Annotated in this window: 17 protein-coding genes and 1 pseudogene; 10 read left to right on the forward strand and 8 right to left on the reverse strand. The window is 60.7% G+C overall.

Annotation, left to right across the window (positions count from 1 at the left end):
- Positions 1-122: 122 nt before the first annotated feature.
- Positions 123-824, reverse strand: a complete 702-nt coding sequence (locus tag NKJ06_RS00850; RefSeq protein ID WP_352808625.1) for an MgtC/SapB family protein — start codon at positions 822-824, stop codon at positions 123-125.
- A 142-nt stretch (positions 825-966) separates the two neighbouring features.
- Positions 967-1227, reverse strand: coding sequence for a hypothetical protein (locus tag NKJ06_RS00855; RefSeq protein ID WP_352627210.1), 261 nt, complete (start codon positions 1225-1227; stop codon positions 967-969).
- 299 nt (positions 1228-1526) lie between these two features.
- Here NKJ06_RS00855 and NKJ06_RS00860 point away from each other — a divergent pair, with 299 nt between their 5' ends.
- From NKJ06_RS00860 to NKJ06_RS00875, 4 genes are all read left to right on the forward strand, one after another.
- Complete coding sequence (locus NKJ06_RS00860; protein ID WP_352808579.1) at positions 1527-1721, forward strand: DUF2934 domain-containing protein; 195 nt, start codon at positions 1527-1529, stop codon at positions 1719-1721.
- A gap of 76 nt (positions 1722-1797) precedes the next feature.
- Complete coding sequence (locus NKJ06_RS00865; RefSeq protein WP_352808581.1) at positions 1798-1983, forward strand: hypothetical protein; 186 nt, start codon at positions 1798-1800, stop codon at positions 1981-1983.
- Positions 1980-2876: an alpha/beta fold hydrolase gene (locus NKJ06_RS00870; protein ID WP_352808583.1), complete on the forward strand. Its 897-nt coding sequence runs from the start codon at positions 1980-1982 to the stop codon at positions 2874-2876. The genes NKJ06_RS00865 and NKJ06_RS00870 overlap by 4 nt, the downstream gene beginning before the upstream one ends.
- A gap of 130 nt (positions 2877-3006) precedes the next feature.
- Positions 3007-3411: a DUF427 domain-containing protein gene (locus NKJ06_RS00875; protein WP_352808585.1), complete on the forward strand. Its 405-nt coding sequence runs from the start codon at positions 3007-3009 to the stop codon at positions 3409-3411.
- A gap of 27 nt (positions 3412-3438) precedes the next feature.
- Here the strand turns inward: NKJ06_RS00875 and NKJ06_RS00880 are convergent, their stop codons facing one another.
- A complete protein-coding gene (locus NKJ06_RS00880) occupies positions 3439-3858 on the reverse strand; it encodes an HD domain-containing protein (RefSeq protein ID WP_352808586.1) in 420 nt (139 codons plus the stop codon).
- Between the two features lie 299 nt (positions 3859-4157).
- Between NKJ06_RS00880 and NKJ06_RS00885 the strand changes: the two genes are divergently transcribed.
- Together NKJ06_RS00885 and NKJ06_RS00890 are read left to right on the forward strand one after the other, a co-directional pair.
- Positions 4158-4766 (forward strand): cysteine hydrolase family protein, encoded by a 609-nt coding sequence (locus NKJ06_RS00885; RefSeq protein WP_352808588.1) that lies wholly within the window; start codon positions 4158-4160, stop codon positions 4764-4766.
- A 95-nt stretch (positions 4767-4861) separates the two neighbouring features.
- Positions 4862-6124 carry a DUF763 domain-containing protein gene (locus tag NKJ06_RS00890; protein ID WP_352808590.1) on the forward strand — a complete coding sequence of 421 codons (1263 nt, stop codon included), beginning with the start codon at positions 4862-4864 and terminating at the stop codon, positions 6122-6124.
- 39 nt (positions 6125-6163) lie between these two features.
- Here NKJ06_RS00890 and NKJ06_RS00895 read toward each other — a convergent pair whose 3' ends face one another.
- The 4 genes and pseudogenes from NKJ06_RS00895 to NKJ06_RS00910 form a co-directional block, all read right to left on the reverse strand.
- On the reverse strand, positions 6164-6607 hold the full coding sequence (locus tag NKJ06_RS00895) for a PPC domain-containing DNA-binding protein (RefSeq protein ID WP_352808628.1): 444 nt from the start codon (positions 6605-6607) through the stop codon (positions 6164-6166).
- Positions 6608-6659: 52 nt separating this feature from the next.
- A complete protein-coding gene (locus NKJ06_RS00900; protein ID WP_352808593.1) occupies positions 6660-6977 on the reverse strand; it encodes a plasmid stabilization protein in 318 nt (105 codons plus the stop codon).
- Positions 6978-7319: 342 nt separating this feature from the next.
- Positions 7320-8905, reverse strand: a pseudogene (locus NKJ06_RS00905) (DHA2 family efflux MFS transporter permease subunit).
- A gap of 8 nt (positions 8906-8913) precedes the next feature.
- Positions 8914-9909: an HlyD family secretion protein gene (locus NKJ06_RS00910; RefSeq protein WP_352627227.1), complete on the reverse strand. Its 996-nt coding sequence runs from the start codon at positions 9907-9909 to the stop codon at positions 8914-8916.
- A 100-nt stretch (positions 9910-10009) separates the two neighbouring features.
- Between NKJ06_RS00910 and NKJ06_RS00915 the strand changes: the two genes are divergently transcribed.
- From NKJ06_RS00915 to NKJ06_RS00930, 4 genes are all read left to right on the forward strand, one after another.
- Positions 10010-10528 (forward strand): hypothetical protein, encoded by a 519-nt coding sequence (locus NKJ06_RS00915; protein ID WP_352808595.1) that lies wholly within the window; start codon positions 10010-10012, stop codon positions 10526-10528.
- A 66-nt stretch (positions 10529-10594) separates the two neighbouring features.
- Positions 10595-11212, forward strand: coding sequence for a (2Fe-2S)-binding protein (locus tag NKJ06_RS00920; protein ID WP_352627231.1), 618 nt, complete (start codon positions 10595-10597; stop codon positions 11210-11212).
- A gap of 1 nt (position 11213) precedes the next feature.
- Positions 11214-12236, forward strand: coding sequence for an FAD binding domain-containing protein (locus NKJ06_RS00925; protein WP_352627233.1), 1023 nt, complete (start codon positions 11214-11216; stop codon positions 12234-12236).
- Positions 12237-12239: 3 nt separating this feature from the next.
- Complete coding sequence (locus NKJ06_RS00930) at positions 12240-14519, forward strand: xanthine dehydrogenase family protein molybdopterin-binding subunit (protein ID WP_352627235.1); 2280 nt, start codon at positions 12240-12242, stop codon at positions 14517-14519.
- 16 nt (positions 14520-14535) lie between these two features.
- Here the strand turns inward: NKJ06_RS00930 and NKJ06_RS00935 are convergent, their stop codons facing one another.
- Positions 14536-16248 (reverse strand): HAD family hydrolase, encoded by a 1713-nt coding sequence (locus NKJ06_RS00935; protein ID WP_352627237.1) that lies wholly within the window; start codon positions 16246-16248, stop codon positions 14536-14538.
- Between the last annotated feature and the right edge of the window lie 70 nt (positions 16249-16318).

Below are 16318 nucleotides of genomic sequence, written 5' to 3' on the forward strand. Positions count from 1 at the left end.
TCTCCTGGGAAAAGCTCGTCCCTTCGTTGGGTAAACTTGAACCAAAAAACTTTGTTCCAAGATGGCGTGACTGCCAAAAACGACAAAGGCCGAGCGCTCTTCGAACCGACAGGGAATTCCATTCAGTGCGCCGGCTCGCTGACCAGGCTGAATTTTTTGACCTCGCAGTGCTGATCCAAGAGCGAAAGCAAATCCGTCGGCGGGCCGCTACGGTCCGGTCGTGTCCAGCCAATTTCAAATGAGAATACAGGGTCGTGGTGATCCGGGCGCCGCTCCATTCCGACCAGCCGTGCCCGGTAACCGAGCGGCTTGACGATTTCGCCGAGATCGCCGGTCTTTCCCGCCTTCCAGGCGATATCGAGTTCGGCGTGATGGTCGCGCGGAATGTGCACGTCGATCCATTTCAGCACGAGAAGTGTCAACAAGGTCAGCGCCGTCCCAGCCAGCCCCAAACCGTACTGGCCGCCGCCGAACGCCAGTCCGATCGCCGTCATCACCCATAATGTGGCGGCCGTTGTGACTCCGCTGACAAGGTTGCCGCGGCGAAGGATGGCGCCGCCGCCGATAAAGCCGACACCGGTCAGCACGCCAAGCGGAAAGCGCAACACGTCCATGGATGCAAAGGAATCGGGATTTTTGCCGCTGACTCCCAGCAGCAGATTTGCCTGAGACATTGTGAGAGCGGCGGCCAGTCCGACCAGAATGGTTGTCCGCAGCCCTGCCGCGTGACCGCGCGCTTCGCGATCCAATCCTATCAGCGCGCCGGCAAGCACGGTCAAAACCAACCGTGCCGCTATATCTTGCCAATCCGGACTAAGGGGCATCGCAATGACCTGGATTCGAACCCTCGCGGGCACTCAATCCGCAGTCGCACGTTAGGTTCCCGACGACGTCTTGACGGTAAGCCGTGCGATCGATTGGCAGAAGAGATAACGGCGCATGGCGTCAGCCCAGCGAGCAATGAATTTAGCGGCGCGGATAACGAATCGGAATCTGCACCACATTCTCCGATCCAGGCAGATCGAACGCCATGGCCAACTGGCGAACGGAGGCCATTTCCACGATCAGTTCTTCGATCGAGAGGTCCGGCAGACCTGTCTTCACCTTCTGCCTCACCCTGGCTGCAAGCTCATGAACCCGCACGGGGACGAAAAGCGGACTGTCGTCCAGGAGCTTGCTGATTTCGATCACTACATCGGCGTCGATGTCTTTCGGCAATTCCCGCATGGGCGTCACCTTGGTCTCGAAATGCCCGTGATGTCTTTCGATCCGGGGCGATCAGGGCACTGCACATCGGACGATGGTGGAGGCCAGGCGTGCAGGGCGCAGATCAACAGTCGGATACATAAATCCGACAGCGCCGGCATGTCACGAAAAAACGTCGGTACGGCAATAACCAAGCGGTTTGAGCTCGCATCCACATGCGTCTTGTTTGAAACGCAGCGCCCGCGGCGGCTCTCTGCCGGCAGAGAGGAACAAAAAATATCGTCCGGAATTGAGATTGATAGATCGGAGGATCGAATGTCATGGACAGCAGGGAAGAGCGCATCAAACGGCGTGCCTACGAGATCTGGGAGCGGGAGGGCCGTCCGACCGGGCGCGAGCAGGAGCACTGGGATCAAGCCGTGCAGGAGATAGAGGGAGAAGGTCCGGAGGCCGAACGCGGCCCTATCGTTCCTGACCCGACAGTCAGCGCCGGCTCAAAAAGCTCGAAGGATTGAAGGCTGGCCCGAGCGCCACCCAGGCAACCAAATTCGCGGAGCCTCGTTTGTCGAATATCAGCCAGAGGAGGTTTCGATGAAAAGATCCTTGTCGCTTCTGGTGTTGGCTGCGGCTCTTGCGCTCGGCGCCTGTGATAACAGCATCGAACCGACGAAAGCCAACACCGACGCCATCAACAAGAACCCGCAGGTCGACCAGGATGCCAGGCCCAAGTCGACGACTGGCGGCGACCAGCCGGTTACAGCGCCGGAGAGCAAATGAACCCCGTCTCATCTTGCGATACGCCACTGCTGCGCATCGCCTATCTCGGTGGCGGGCCAGAAAGCGGCGCGCCCGTTGTCCTGCTGCATGGTTGGCCGGACGACGCGACCACTTACGCGCGCATTTCGCCGGTCCTGCATGAGGCCGGCTTTCGGACGTTTTCGCCGTGGCTGCGAGGTTTTGGACGGACATCGTTCCTGTCGAAAGAAACCATGCGATCCGGCGAAATTGCTGCGATGGCGCAGGATGTGCTGGACTTTGCCGACGCGCTTGGCCTCAGCCGCTTTGCGGTCGTCGGGCACGACTGGGGAGCACGGATCTCCTACCTCCTGGCTTCGATTTTTCCCGATCGCATCAGTTGCTGTGCCGCGCTATCGCTTGGCTGGCAACCCGGCAAGCCGGCAACGCCAGCGCCTGAACAGGCGAAAGCATTTTGGTATCAATGGTTCATGGCAACAGCGCGGGGCGCCGAGTTCGTGCGAAAGAACCGCAAGGAATTCGCCAGATTCCAATGGGACAGCTGGAGCCCGTTGGGCTGGTTCGACGATGCCATTTTCGATGAAGTGGCTGCATCCTTCGAAAATCCGGATTGGCCTGATGTGACGCTGCATTCCTATCGGGTTCGCTGGGGCGAGGCGGAGCCCGATCCCCACTACGCGGAGCTGGCCCGCCGGCAAACATCGGTCAAGATCATCACGGTGCCGACCTTGACGCTTCATGGTGGCGACGACCGTGTTGTGCTGACCGCATCGTCGGAAGGGCTGGAGGAGCATTTCACCGCGCCCTACGAACGAGTGATCCTGGATGCGGTCGGGCACTTCCCAACACGTGAGGCCCCACACGAGGTTTCGCGACTGTTGGCGAGCTTTCTCGACAGTTACGGCAGGCAATAAAGCGCTTGGCTCGGCAGCCTTCGGCTTCATCGGACAAGCTGGAACCTGATGCATCGCCGCGCATTTCGTCTCCATGGATGGCGGACCGGAACGCCGTCTCGCGATCAATCGATAGCCAGGGAGAATTCGGATGCAAACTCCAGTCGCAACTACTGAACACCACCAACTGACCATAGAACCGTTTGCCGGCGCGGTGACGGTGCGATTTTCCGACGCCATAGTCGCGGCTACGGAGCATGCGAGGATACTCAGGGAAGAGGGACATGAGCCGGTGTTCTATATCCCTTTCGAGGACATCTATTTCGACCTTTTCGAAAAGACAAATACGACAAGCAGCTCACCGCTGAAGGGAACCGCGAGCTATTGGCGTGTCCATGCTGTCGGTGGCTCGGCCGACGACTTCATGTGGACATACGAGACGCCGGATACGGCAGCGCGGGCCATTGCACGTCATGGCGCTTTCGATCCGGAAAAGGCGCGCATCGATATCGATCCGGTGGAGGACAAACGGCACACGCCACATATCGGGGAATAGTATCGTTGGACCGCTGGCGGGCATTTGCTAGCGCTCGGAGAATTCCTCATCGAGGATGCGCAAGGCTTCTTCGTATTTGGCTGTCGAGGCCCCAATTTGCCGTGACTGCCAGATGTTGTCTTCGAGGTCAGCACGTTTTACCGGCAGCGCCAGCGGATTCGATGCAGCCCGCCGCACGAACGTGAAATAGTCCTCGCCGTCTCTGCGCGACATGGCATCGACCGCGGAAGCAATCGACGGTCCAAAGCCGGTCTCTTCCAGCTTGGCTCGAGACCAGCCTTCGCCTTTTTCCAGGACATCATGCAGATAGGCGACGACTTTCTGATCCATCGTCTCGACAGCGTCGACGACACGTCGGCAATGCTCGATATAGGGTTGGCCAGTCTTGTCGCATTGCGATGCGTGAACCTGTTCCGCAATCTTGGCCGCTCGATAGAAAATGCTCATCGTCGCTGTCCCGGCCGCTTGTCTAAATGCTGATAAATGGCAGCCATCGGAATTTCTTGCGAGTTCATCTCCACTGCCGGGGCCTTTGTTCCTTGCCTCAAGGATTTCGTCGGAGCGCCGTTCGCCTCACCGATGCGCTCTACCAGCGAACGGCATCGGATCCATGAGGCGGAAACGTCGATGGCTGATGTCGGTTCCTGAAGCGATGAGGAACGAGTGCCGGCACGGGACGTTCTGATCGATGCCTCCGACGGCAAGGAAAAGCTCGTGAAAGAATCCGACCGGGTACGGATTTCCTGATGTCGATGCCGGGTTTGACATACGGGCCTCTGGGCGACCGCTGCATGCATGTCTGTGTTGACATGCAGCGGCTGTTTGCCGAGCCGTCACAATGGGCAACCCCCTGGATCACTCGCGTCCTGCCTCGCATCGAGAGCCTGGTCGAAAGGAGGGCACAGCAGACGGTCTTCACGCGCTTCCTGCCTGCCCAGAAGCCGGGGCAGGGTGTCGGCACATGGAGACGCTACTATGAGCGCTGGACCTCGATGACGATCGAAAGTATCGGCGACGAAATGGTCGGACTGTTGCCGGCATTGACCGCTTATTGCCCGCCGGCCGCGGTCATCGACAAGCACATCTACTCGCCCTGGTTTGAGGGCCGGCTCAGGGCTTTTCTAGCGGAGCGCGATATCGATACGCTGGTCATCACGGGCGGCGAAACCGACGTATGCGTTCTGGCCACGGTGCTCGGAGCAATCGATTTCGGGTATCGCGTGGTTCTCGTTACGGACGCGCTATGCAGTTCTTCCGACGCGACGCATGACGCGCTGCTCACCGTTTATCACCAGCGATTTGCGCAGCAGGTCGAAACGGTCGAGATGGAGATGGTTCTCTCGCACTGGACTTGATGTCGCCGGGCGTCAGCTGGGAAGAAGCATCGAGTGCTTCTTCCTGCGGTCTGGGGTACCTATCTGTCGAGGGAACGGCAGGCATAGGAACAGACGTGGCGCAACGATCGGGAAGTGCTGATCTTCCACTTCACGGTGGACGCGTGCCGAAATGGCTTGGCGACCGCATGACGCGCCTGGGCGCCGTGATGTGCGAGGCAATCATTCATCACTACGGTCGCAACGAGTTGCTGCGCCGGTTGGCGCACCCGTTCTGGTTCCAATCCTTTGGCGCCGTCATGGGCATGGACTGGCACTCGTCCGGTATCACGACCAGCGTCGTCGGCGCCTTGAAACGCGGTCTGACGCCTCTATCCGGCGAACTTGGCATTCATGTCTGCGGCGGCCGCGGCACGCATTCGCGCAAAACCCCGCATGAACTTGCAATCATCGGCGAACGCGTTGGCTTTGACGGAGCGAGCCTGGCAACCGTCAGCCGGCTTGTCGCCAAAGTGGACAGCGCCGCTGTCCAGGATGGCTTCGATCTTTATCTGCACGGATTCATCGTTACCGATGACGGCGACTGGGTCGTGGTCCAGCAAGGCATGAACGGCGACAGCAAGGTGGCGCGCCGCTATCATTGGCTGTCCGAAGGTTTGAAGAGTTTCGTCGATCAGCCGCACACCGCCATTGAGGGCGCCAACCAGGGCGAGATCGTCAACCTGACCGACCGGCGCGCCGAAGCTTCGCGCCAGGGACAGTTGGATCTGTTGCAGGACCTTGGGCCGGATCGCATCCTCAAGGAGTTCGCCGCATTGGAGCGCGGTGCGGCACCGGCACCGCAACAGCTGTTGCTGCCGCATCTGATCATGCCAGCTCACCACGATGTGCGCGAAAGCGATGTCATCATGCGTCGGCTGCATGGAAACATGGCGGCCGCCGCCGAACGTGGCCCTGAGGATTTTTCTGAGCTCCTTCTGGTACCAGGTGTTGGTGCGCGCACGGTGCGCGCGCTGGCTCTCGTCGCCGAAGTGGTGCATGGCGCGCCATGCCGTTTTTCCGATCCCGGCCGCTTCTCGCTGGCGCATGGCGGCAAGGACAGGCATCCTTTCCCTGTACCTCTAAAAGTCTATGACGAGACCATCGGTGTGCTGAAGTCCGCCGTGCAAAAGGCGAAACTTGGTCATGAAGAAGAAATCGGCGCCTTGAGGCGGTTGGACGACCAGTCGCGACAGGTCGAGCGATACGTCACCGGCCCCAGCCTGAAGGAAATTGTCGCCGGAGAATTCGACCAGTCGCATCTGCTTGGCGGTCGCAGTGTCTTTGGCTGGGAAGCTGCGCCAGACAAGGTGCCGGCGGATAAGAACAGGAAGGCGTGACAAGATCGCCCCTGAGCGAGCCCAGGCCGGTTTTGTCCTTCACGCGTCCAGATCGATCAAAGCGACGCCGAGTTCAGGACGCTTGCGGCGGCGCAGGTGACCGGGCGCTTCCACAAGGGTGATTTCGAGCGTTGGCCGAACGATGCCGTCAAGCAGGTGTCCACCCCGGGTGGTGCCGTCGCTCAATCCGAGCACCGCGTGGACGTGCAGGCTGGGCTTACCATCGTCGCCCAGCGCAACGTCGCCGATCGCGCTCAGGACCTCGCATTGTTCGTCGATCGGGATTTTGCGATAGGTCCTTGCATTCGGATCAAACCAGCCCACGGTCGCGCTTTCGAAAGCTCCGATGGCGGTCAAGGACGCACTGCCGACTTTCTGGTCGACCGCGAAGGCGGTCAGCGCGGCGAACGCTTCTTCGCCGGGGTCGAGCACCACGACGAATGTCCTTTGTCCGCCGATCTCGTTGACGAGCTGCGATTTCATGCCTGTGCTCCCATCGCGTTGGGCCTTGTCAGCCTGAGTGGCTTCGTCCAGGTCAATGAACTCGGTGTTCGGCATTCCGCTTCCGTGTTGCTGCGGCTTTCTTTGCCGATTCCGATCGGCTAGCGGCTGACCGTGACGCGGATGCCTTGCCCCCGCTTTTGCCGCCCTTATGCGCCGCGGGATGGCCGGTATGTTTGCCGCGCCCGGAGCCGCCTTCCTTCTTGCCGCCGCCATCGTCCTTGTTGACGGTCGCCCATGCCCGCCTTTCGGCTTCCTGGTCGGAGACCCCGCGCTTCTCATAGCCTTCCGCGATATGATCGGCTTTGCGTTCCTGCTTGTCGGTGTATTTCGATTTGTCGCCTCGTGGCATGACGGTTCCTCCTGTTCTGCAGAGTCTGAACGGAAAGCCAGCGAGGGAGTTCCAATCGGAAATTCGGAAACAACCGATCCCACGAAACTGAATGGTCATGGCATGCAGAGATCAAACCTGTCGCTTCGCATAGCTGCGGACCGGGCGGGACAGATGCTGTTTGCCATTCCTTGGCCAGAATATGAAACCGGGAAAACTATCCTGTTCACCATACCGCCGTGCCCGGTTGACGCGGTCCACAGCACTGGAGACAACGCCGGCCCCAAACGAACGTTCCGGCGAACTCCAATGGGGCGAGGAGTTCCAATCGGAAATTCGCAACGTGCAACGCAGGGCATGGAACTATCGCCCGTCGGGCTTGGGTTTTGGAGACCGCAGCAGCAAGGCGAGAGGAACAAACAAGGCGGTCGCGATTGCGCAGTACCGAAAGACGTCGACATAGGCGAGCAGCGAAGCCTGGCGCGCGATCAACTGCCCGAGCCAGCCGATCGCCTGCTGCTTCGCTTCGACCATCGGTGAGCCCTGAGCGACAAAGTGCTCGGTTACCTGACGCAGCACCTGCTGATAGGCGGGTGACGATTGCGCGGTATGGCTGACAAGGTTCGATTGATGCAGCTGCGCGTTTTGAGCGATCACGGTGTTGGACAATGACACGCCGATGCTGCCGCCGATGTTGCGGGCAACGTTGATCAGCGCCGAGGCCTGGTTGGTCTGCTGTGGAGCGAGACCGACGTAAGCCGCCGTCGAAATGGGGATGAACAGGAACGGCAGGCCGATCATAAGGAAGATGCGCGCAAAGGCAAAGAAGCGGAAGCTGGCGTCCGGGGTGAGCGACGTCATGTGCCACAGGGCGACCACGACAACGGACATGCCCATCATGATCAAATATTTAGGCTGAACGATGCCGGCGGCAAATCCTGAAATCGGCATCAGCATTAGCATGGCGATGCCGCCCGGCATCATCGAGAGGCCCGACAGGGTCGCCGTATAGTCGAAGGCGGTTTGTTGCAGCTGCGGCATCAACTGCGTGGTGCTGAACAGCACGGCGCCGACCGCCATCATCACCAGGAACGACGTGCCGAACTGGCGGCTGAACAGCAGGCGGATGTCGACGATCGGATCGCGGTGGCTGAACTCCCATGGGATGAGCAGCAGGAACGAGACCGCCGAAATCACCGCGAAAGTCGTGATGAAACCCGATGCGAACCAGTCATTGCGCTGACCCTCATCAAGGAAGATTTCGAGGCAGCCAAGGGCGGTGGCGACCAGGATGAACCCGACCCAATCTATTCTGAGGCCGTCCTTCAACCGCTCCTGGCGTTCGCGTTCGAGCACGTCCGGTTCGACGACCAGCCACTGCACCAAAGCGAGCGACATGATGCCGAACGGTACGTTGATGAAGAAAATCCAGTGCCAGGAAAAATGGTCGGTCAGCCAGCCGCCGATGGTCGGTCCGACCGTCGGTGCGACGATGACGGCGATGCCATAAAGGGCAAAAGCCTGGGAACGCTTTTCGGGTGGAAAAGTGTCGGCAAGGATGGATTGTTCGCTTGGCGCCATGCCGCCGCCGCCGAGGCCTTGCAGGATCCTGAACAGGATGAGCAATTCCAGATTTGGCGCCAGTCCGCACAGCAGCGATGCGATGGTAAGGTCGCCACGCAAAGCATGTAGTAGCGCTTGCGGCCGATCACGCTGGCCAGCCAGCCGCTGACCGGGATGATCACGGAATTCGCGACCAGATAGGTGGTGATCACCCACGTACTCTCGTCCATCCCCGCCGCCAAGCTGCCGGCGATGTTGCGTAGCGCCACGTTGGCGATCGAGGTGTCCAGAACCAGCATGAAGGTTGCGATGGAGACGACGATGGCGATCAGCCAGGGATTGCGCCCACCGGCGGCGGACCGGCTTTCGCTTTGGGCGCTGACCATTTCGCCACTCATCGTACCTTGACTGTCGGCACCACCGACAGGCCCGGGCCCAGCAGCACGCCGGGCGGTTTATCGAAGACGATCTTCACCGGCACGCGCTGCACCACCTTGACGAAGTTGCCGGTGGCGTTTTCTGCCGGCAGCAGGCTGAAGGCGGTGCCGCTGCCTGCCTGGATGCTGTCGACGCGGCCATGGAAGGATATTTCCGGATAGGCGTCGATATCGATGTCGACCGGCTGTCCCGGCCGCATCAGATCGAGCTGGGTTTCCTTGAAGTTGGCCTTCACCCAGACCTCATCGGGAACAAACATCATCAGCACCTGGCCGGGCTGGGCATATGTGCCCTTGGCAACCGAAATGCTGGTTGCCCGTCCGGCAACCGGCGCCGTGATGGCCGTGCGAGACAGCGTGGTGCGCGCCTGGTCCTGGTTGGCCTTGGCCTGATCGAGCTTGGCTTCGGCGCTCTTGGTCTGTGCCTGCAAGACCGTGACCTGGCTTTTTGCGGCAGCCAGATTGGCCTCAGCGCTGTCGAGAGCAGCCTGGTCCTGGCGCAGCGTCGACGCAGCCTGCTGTGCCTGCTGTTGGGTGGCCGTGCCGTTGGCCAGAAGTTCACGGTTGCGCTGGTCCTCGGCCTTGGCGAAATCGAGTGCTGCCTGGGCCTGTGCCATCTGCTTCTGCGCTTCGTCGATCTTTGCGTTTTGTGCTTCGATCTGAGCCCCGACATCGACAATGTCGGCCTGCGCCGAGCCCACGCCGGCATCGGCCTGTTTGAGGGCGGCCCGATAGTCGCTGTCGTCGATGCGCAACAGGACGTCGCCCGCCTTGACGGGTTGGTTGTCGGTCACCGCGAGGTCGGTGATACGTCCCGATATCTCGGCGCCGATGGTTATCGTGCGGGCGTCGATGAAGGCATCATCCGTGGATTCATACTGGCGGGCATTCAGCCACCACATGATCAGTCCCACGGCGGCCAGCAACAGCACGATCAGGATTGTAGCGGCCACGTAAGGATGCCGCCGGGGGGAACTCAGGAGGCCGGGCTGCCTTGGTTCGCCGGCCTCCTGGTCGCCGGCTTTTTTTTCACGCGGTTCGCGATCGGAAGACTTGGTCCGCGCCGCATCTTTCCTTCTTTCTGGCGAGGCCTCCGATCTGGCCTTGCTCGAAGTGCCGCGCGTATCTCCGGTTTCGGATTCTTTGGTTTGCGTTTTCGCGTCCACAGGAAACTCTCAAGCAAAGGCGCCGCCCGCTCGTGATTCAAATCAACGACAGCTGTCCACAAAGGTTCCTGACAGGGCTGGCAGAGGTAGTTTGCCTTCGGCAGGGGGAAAACGCCTTGATCAATCAGCCGACAGCGAACCTGACCACCGCGATGAGGATCACAATGCCGACCAGGCCTGCGACGAAGATGATCCGGCGTGTGCGGGTTCGCAGGATGATCTCGCCTTGCCGCGCCTGCTCAGCCGAAAAGACGGGGCCTTCATCACCATTTTGATCGCTGTGTCGATCGCTCCGATCACTGCTCATGATCGTCTCCTTCCTTGGAACCTGTCGAGGACAACCACCGCCCTGCGGCTCAAGTTCCGCATGACCGCCTCTGCAAGAGCAGCGATCACAGCGACGTGAGGAGGGAACTTTGTTTCCCGCGAGCAGTTTGGTCCGCTTGAGACCTCAGCCAGCCGGAAGCCAGCCATGTCCAATTCCACAAATCCCAGCGGCCTGAGCAGACGCTCCTTCATGACGGGCTCTGTTTCGGCAGCAGCGGCAATGCCGCTCATAGCCACGTCGACAAAAGCCGCCGAGCCGCCGACTGCCAAAGCGGCCGCGCCGCGCGATCTGTCGACGATTTCGATGCGGATCAACAAGCAGGCCTACACCCTCGCGCTCGACAATCGCACGAGCCTGCTTGACGCACTGCGCGATCATGTTGGCCTGACCGGCACCAAGAAAGGTTGCGATCACGGTCAGTGCGGCGCCTGCACCGTTCTTGTCGATGGGAAGCGGGTGCTCTCCTGCCTGAGCTTCGCCGTCATGAACCAAGGCCGCGAGGTTGCGACCGTAGAAGGCCTGGCTTCAGCTGACGGAGAGCTGCATCCGGTGCAGCAGGCCTTTGTCGACCATGACGCTTTTCAATGCGGCTACTGCACGCCGGGCCAGATCATGTCGGCCATCGGCTGCATCAACGAAGGCCATGCCGGGTCGGACAATGACATCCGCGAGTATATGAGCGGCAATCTGTGCCGATGCGCTGCCTACCCCAACATCGTCGCGGCGATCGTCCAGGCACGCGACGAGATCAGGAGGGCCTAGGATGCGTCCTTTCGTCTATGAAAGACCAACGAGCGTTTCGGTGGCGATCGCCATGGCGTCCCACCTCGACGCCAGGCATGTTGCGCCAACACAGGCCAATACCCAGTTCATCGCCGGCGGCACCAATCTGGCCGACTACATGAAGCTTGGCGTCGCGCAGCCTGAACGACTGCTCGACCTCAACAATCTTGCCGAGCCTGCCCTGCGGCAGATCAGGGTAAGCGATGATACCATCCGGTTCGGTGCGCTGGTTCGCATGGGCGAGGCAGCTGATAACAATGACGTCAGGCGCCGCTGCCCGCTCCTTGCCGAAAGCTTGAAATTCGCCGCCAGCGGCCAGCTTCGCAATATGGCGAGCCTTGCCGGCAACGTGCTGCAGCGAACGCGCTGCGAGTATTTTCGCGAAACCTCCTGGCCGTGCAACAAGCGTGAGCCCGGTTCCGGCTGCGCCGCGATGGAAGGGCTCAACCGCCAGCATGCCGTGCTCGGCACCAGCGATGCCTGCATCGCTACCTATCACGGCGATTTCGCCCAAGCCCTGATTGCTCTCGATGCGGCCGTCGAGGTGGAGGGACGGCATGGTCCACGCAAGATCCCTTTCGCCAGACTGCATCGGCTTCCCGGCGAGACGCCCAACATCGAGACGGATCTGGCCGCCGATGAAGTCATCGTCGCCATCGATGTTCCGCTCGGCGCATGGAGCCGTCGCTCGCACTACCTGAAGATACGCGATCGCGAATCCTACGCATTCGCGCTGGCCTCGGCGGCGGTTGCGCTGGACATGGATGGAGACACTGTCAGGCACGCGCGTATTGCGCTGGGTGGCGTCGCGACCGTGCCATGGCGTGCGAGGGCGGCGGAGGACGCGCTTCAAGGCAAGGTGTTGCAAGAGGATGGGGCCGAAAAGGCCGCCGCCGCCGCTTTCGCCGATGCCAAACCACGAGAACACAACGCGTTCAAGGTACCGCTCGGCAAGCGCACGCTGGTGCGAGCGTTGCTCGAAACCCGCGACATGAAGGTCTGAGCCATGAACCAAGCCGCGCCAGTTCCAAAAGAAAACCAAGGCGAACCGGTTGTCCGCATAGACGGCAGATTGAAAGTTACCGGACAGGCCAGCTATCCGGCCGACATCGCCACAGCCAATGTCGCTTTTGGTGCTCTTGCCACCAGCAGCATCGCTCGGGGCAAGGTTTCCAAACTCCATACGGACGACGCCAGGGCCGTGCCCGGAGTGCTGGACATCATGACCTTTGGCGACATGGACAAGACCGATACGCCGAAATTTGGCAACACTGGTGCAAGCTCCATAGCACCCCTGCACGACAAGACAATTTTCCATGACGGCCAGATCATCGCGATGGTTGTTGCCGAGACATTCGAGGCGGCGGAAGAAGCGGCGATGTTGATCGGTGCCGATTACGAAGACGACCCGCCCAGCGCCAGCTTCGATTCCAAAGGCGCGAAGGTGGAACCGGCGGCCGGCAAGAGCCCGATGTTGAAGGAGGATGTCAAAGCCGGCGACTTCGACACTGCCTATGCATCCGCTGCCGTCAAGATCGACCAGAAATACTCGACGCCGACCCAACATCACAATCCGATCGAACTGTTCTCGACCACGGCGATGTGGCAAGGCGATCAGCTCACTGTCCATGAGCCAAGCCAGAATGTCACCGGCTGGAAAATCGAACTCGCCCGGCAGTTGAAGATCGATCCAGCCAATGTGCGGATTGTCAGCCCTTACGTAGGTGGCGCCTTCGGCTCCAAGGGGCCGATGACCGCTCGCACGGCAATTGTCGCGGTTGCGGCGCAGCGTGTTGGACGGCCGGTACGCTGCGTCGTCAACCGCATGCAGGCTTTCAACACCCAGACCTATCGCGCCGAGACTCGGCATCGAATTCGCATAGGCGCCGGCAAGGACGGCCGCATCACGGCGTTCGGACATGAGGGCTGGGAGGTGACATCACGCCCTGACTCTTATGTCGTCGGCGGCACGTCAGCCACCGGCCGCATGTACAACTATGGCTCGGTGCTCACTCACGTCTCGCTCGTCCATGCCGATCGCAACACACCGGGCTACATGCGCTCGCCGCCCGAGACGCCCTATGTCTACGCGCTCGAAAACGCCATGGACGAAATGGCCGTGGCGCTCGGCATGGATCCCGTCGAGTTTCGGCGTGTCAACGAGCCTGAAAAAGAGCCGATCGGCGGCAAGCCGTTCTCCAGCCGGTCGCTGGTCAAATGCTACGACCAGGCTGCGCAAGCCTTCGGCTGGTCGAAGCGCGATACCGCGGTTGGGTCGATGCGCGACGGCGACTGGCTGGTCGGCATGGGTTGCGCGACCGCCATCTACCCAACGGCCAGCGCGCCATGCGCGGCCCGTGTCCGCCTGACGGCCGATGGCCAGGTTCGCGTTCAGTGCGGCTCGCATGAGATCGGCACCGGTGTGCGCACCGTGGCAGGCCAGATGGCGGCAGAACGTCTTGGGATAGGGATGGACAAGGTCAGCGTCGAGATGGGCGACAGCGCCTTGCCGCCAGCGCCGGTCTCGGGCGGCTCGATTTCGACTGCCAGCGTCTGCTCGGCGGTTCTGAAGGCCTGTGACGCCGTGCGCGGAAAACTTTTCGCGGCAGCCGTTGCTGGAGACGGGCCATTGGCTGGTTCCGGCAATGCGAAGCTGGAAATGGAGCAAGAGAAGATCGTGGCCAGCGGCGGCAAATCCGCCAAGCTGTCGGATGTCTTCAAGGCGATGCAGATCGGTGCGATAGAAGAATATGCCGAATTTGCGCCAAAGGGTTCGACGCCGGAAGCACTGAAGAAACTTTATGCCGGGCAGGCGGAATTCCACGGCGGCGATCAGGACAAGGATTCGGTGAAATATGCCTTTGGCGCCGAGTTCGTCGAAGTCCGCATCAACAGTTACACACGCGAGATCCGGGTGCCGCGCATCGTCGGTGCCTTTGCCGCGGGGCGTATCATGAACACGCGCACCGCGCGCAGCCAACTGATGGGTGGCATGATCTGGGGTATTGGCCAGGCCCTTCACGAGGCGACGGAAATCGACCGGCGCAACGCCCGCTATGTCAATCGTGACCTGCAGGATTATCTGGTGCCGGTCAACGCGGACATCAAACAGGTCGACGTCATCCTTGTTCCGGAGGTCGATCTGGACGTCAATCCAGCCGGCGTCAAGGGATTGGGCGAACTTGGCAATGTCGGGACGGCGGCGGCTGTCGCGAGCGCCGTGTACCATGCCACTGGCAAGCGCATTCGCGATCTGCCGATCAGGATAGACCAACTGATCATTTGAGGTTTTTGAACACTGGCTATTCCTCCGGCGCCGTGGCGGGTGCCGTATATCGCCGCCGGACCGCGTCGAGCACGCGCTTGCGGCTTTCCTCGGCTGAAAGCGTTTCGTCCTTTTCCGCCCCGGCCGTTTCCCGTGCCAGCTCCTTGTCCCTGATCTGCTGGCGGAACCATTTGGAGTAGTCGCCGGCGCGCAGGTGAAACTCCCAGGTCCTGTCGTCTATGCCCTCAGCCATCTGGACGAAAATCATCAGATTGTGGGCCCTGAGATTCATCGCGTCGTCGGGACCGTGGAAATAGAAGCTGCCCGCCTCATCGAGTTGCCCCTCGGCATATTTGCGGCTGTGCCGCTTGAGCGATTGGCGTGGCTCGATCACCTTGACCATAGCGAGTTTCTTGCGTTTCTGCGGTCGCCAGAACAATACGAGTTCACCCTTGGGCGAGGAAATTTCCTTTGGCGGCTCGATGCCGGTCTCTTTGCAAAAGACCTTCACGACGTCCTTCGCCTTGGGGCCAAGCGCAATGATGGCCGTCACCAGGCGCAAGGCGTCGGTCGAGATCGCTTCCGGGTGAACAGTGATCAGGATCGTGCCCGGCAATTCCAGTGACAGGACCGTCCGGGTATCATCGCGCCGCTTGGGCAGGAGATGGTGTGCTTCGTCGATGACGAGCCAATGCGGTCTCGCGGTGCGACGGCGGAAACTGCTGAGGCCAGGCAGCAGGTCGGCAAAGAAATCCGGCCGCTCATTGACGCGCAGGGCCAGTCCATTGACGACGATGTTGCTATCGGCCTTGGCGATCAGATCCAGCACTTGCGCCTTTGTCGGCGCGCTGGAGCCGTCTCCTAGCCGAACGGCGTCTTCTAGACCGTCATAGTCGCCCTCGGGATCGAACACGCAGAACTGAAACCGGCTCTCGACGAAGCGCTCCGTCAGCGCGGTGGCCAGGGTGGATTTGCCGATGCCCGAACTGCCGGCGATGAGGACCGTATCGGTTGGCGACAAATAGATCTCGTCGCCGCCGGCTGATCCGAGAACGATGCCGTCATGGCGCCTCGGCACGATCTCATGATCGCGCTTGATCAGCTTGTCGACCAGTTCCTCCACGCCCTTCCCACGGGCGCCACGCATGACCAGATCGGCGGTGGTCTTGACCGCGGGAATTGCATTGTCGACGGCGACGCTGCAGCCACATGCCTGCAGGAAGGCATGGTCGTTCTCGGCGTCGCCGACACCCACCACATTGTGTGGTGACAACCGAAGATCCTGCAGTGCCGCGGTCAGTCCGGTGGCTTTGTTGATGCCGCTCGGCAGGATCATCACCGCGCCCTTGTTGAAGATGATTTCCAGCTCCAGCCCCAGTTTCTTGATGACCTCGAGCACGGTGGCCTGATGGGGCTCCCAGGTAGCGACGATCGATCGCCCGATCGAAAGCGGCTTGACGCCGTGCTTCTTCAGCTTGGCGACGAATTTGGGTTCCGGCGATGGCGAAATCACCCGTTCTTCCTCGCTGGCCGGTGTGTAGATCAGCGCTCCATTCTCGGCGACGACCTTGTCGAACAGGCCGATTTCGGGAAAGACGCGCTTCAAATCGGGCAGTTCGCGCCCGGTGACCAGAACCAGCTTGCGGCCACTTTTCTTGAACTGCTCAAGGGCAACGAGCGTTTTCGTGGCGACGATTCCGTCATGAGCCAGTGTGCCGTCATAGTCCGTCGCCAACGCAATGAAATACATTCTGCCGACCTTTCACAGTTCCGGTTCGCGTTCCGGTTAGAACGTGTGATCGAGACAAAGGCTCCCACCG

Source organism: Mesorhizobium sp. M0293, from assembly GCF_040321735.1.
Taxonomy (GTDB): Bacteria; Pseudomonadota; Alphaproteobacteria; order Rhizobiales; family Rhizobiaceae; genus Mesorhizobium.

Excerpts from the sequence above, each read along its gene's own strand:
- NKJ06_RS00930 (WP_352627235.1), top strand. The coding sequence starts at position 12,240 with ATGAACCAAGCCGCGCCAGTTCCAAAAGAAAACCAAGGCGAACCGGTT.
- NKJ06_RS00925 (WP_352627233.1), top strand. The coding sequence starts at position 11,214 with ATGCGTCCTTTCGTCTATGAAAGACCAACGAGCGTTTCGGTGGCGATC.
- NKJ06_RS00935 (WP_352627237.1), bottom strand. The coding sequence starts at position 16,248 with ATGTATTTCATTGCGTTGGCGACGGACTATGACGGCACACTGGCTCAT.
- NKJ06_RS00920 (WP_352627231.1), top strand. The coding sequence starts at position 10,595 with ATGTCCAATTCCACAAATCCCAGCGGCCTGAGCAGACGCTCCTTCATG.
- NKJ06_RS00880 (WP_352808586.1), bottom strand. The coding sequence starts at position 3,858 with ATGAGCATTTTCTATCGAGCGGCCAAGATTGCGGAACAGGTTCACGCA.
- NKJ06_RS00875 (WP_352808585.1), top strand. The coding sequence starts at position 3,007 with ATGCAAACTCCAGTCGCAACTACTGAACACCACCAACTGACCATAGAA.
- NKJ06_RS00900 (WP_352808593.1), bottom strand. The coding sequence starts at position 6,977 with ATGCCACGAGGCGACAAATCGAAATACACCGACAAGCAGGAACGCAAA.
- NKJ06_RS00850 (WP_352808625.1), bottom strand. The coding sequence starts at position 824 with ATGCCCCTTAGTCCGGATTGGCAAGATATAGCGGCACGGTTGGTTTTG.
- NKJ06_RS00895 (WP_352808628.1), bottom strand. The coding sequence starts at position 6,607 with ATGAAATCGCAGCTCGTCAACGAGATCGGCGGACAAAGGACATTCGTC.
- NKJ06_RS00885 (WP_352808588.1), top strand. The coding sequence starts at position 4,158 with ATGTCGATGCCGGGTTTGACATACGGGCCTCTGGGCGACCGCTGCATG.
- NKJ06_RS00860 (WP_352808579.1), top strand. The coding sequence starts at position 1,527 with ATGGACAGCAGGGAAGAGCGCATCAAACGGCGTGCCTACGAGATCTGG.
- NKJ06_RS00865 (WP_352808581.1), top strand. The coding sequence starts at position 1,798 with ATGAAAAGATCCTTGTCGCTTCTGGTGTTGGCTGCGGCTCTTGCGCTC.
- NKJ06_RS00870 (WP_352808583.1), top strand. The coding sequence starts at position 1,980 with ATGAACCCCGTCTCATCTTGCGATACGCCACTGCTGCGCATCGCCTAT.
- NKJ06_RS00855 (WP_352627210.1), bottom strand. The coding sequence starts at position 1,227 with ATGCGGGAATTGCCGAAAGACATCGACGCCGATGTAGTGATCGAAATC.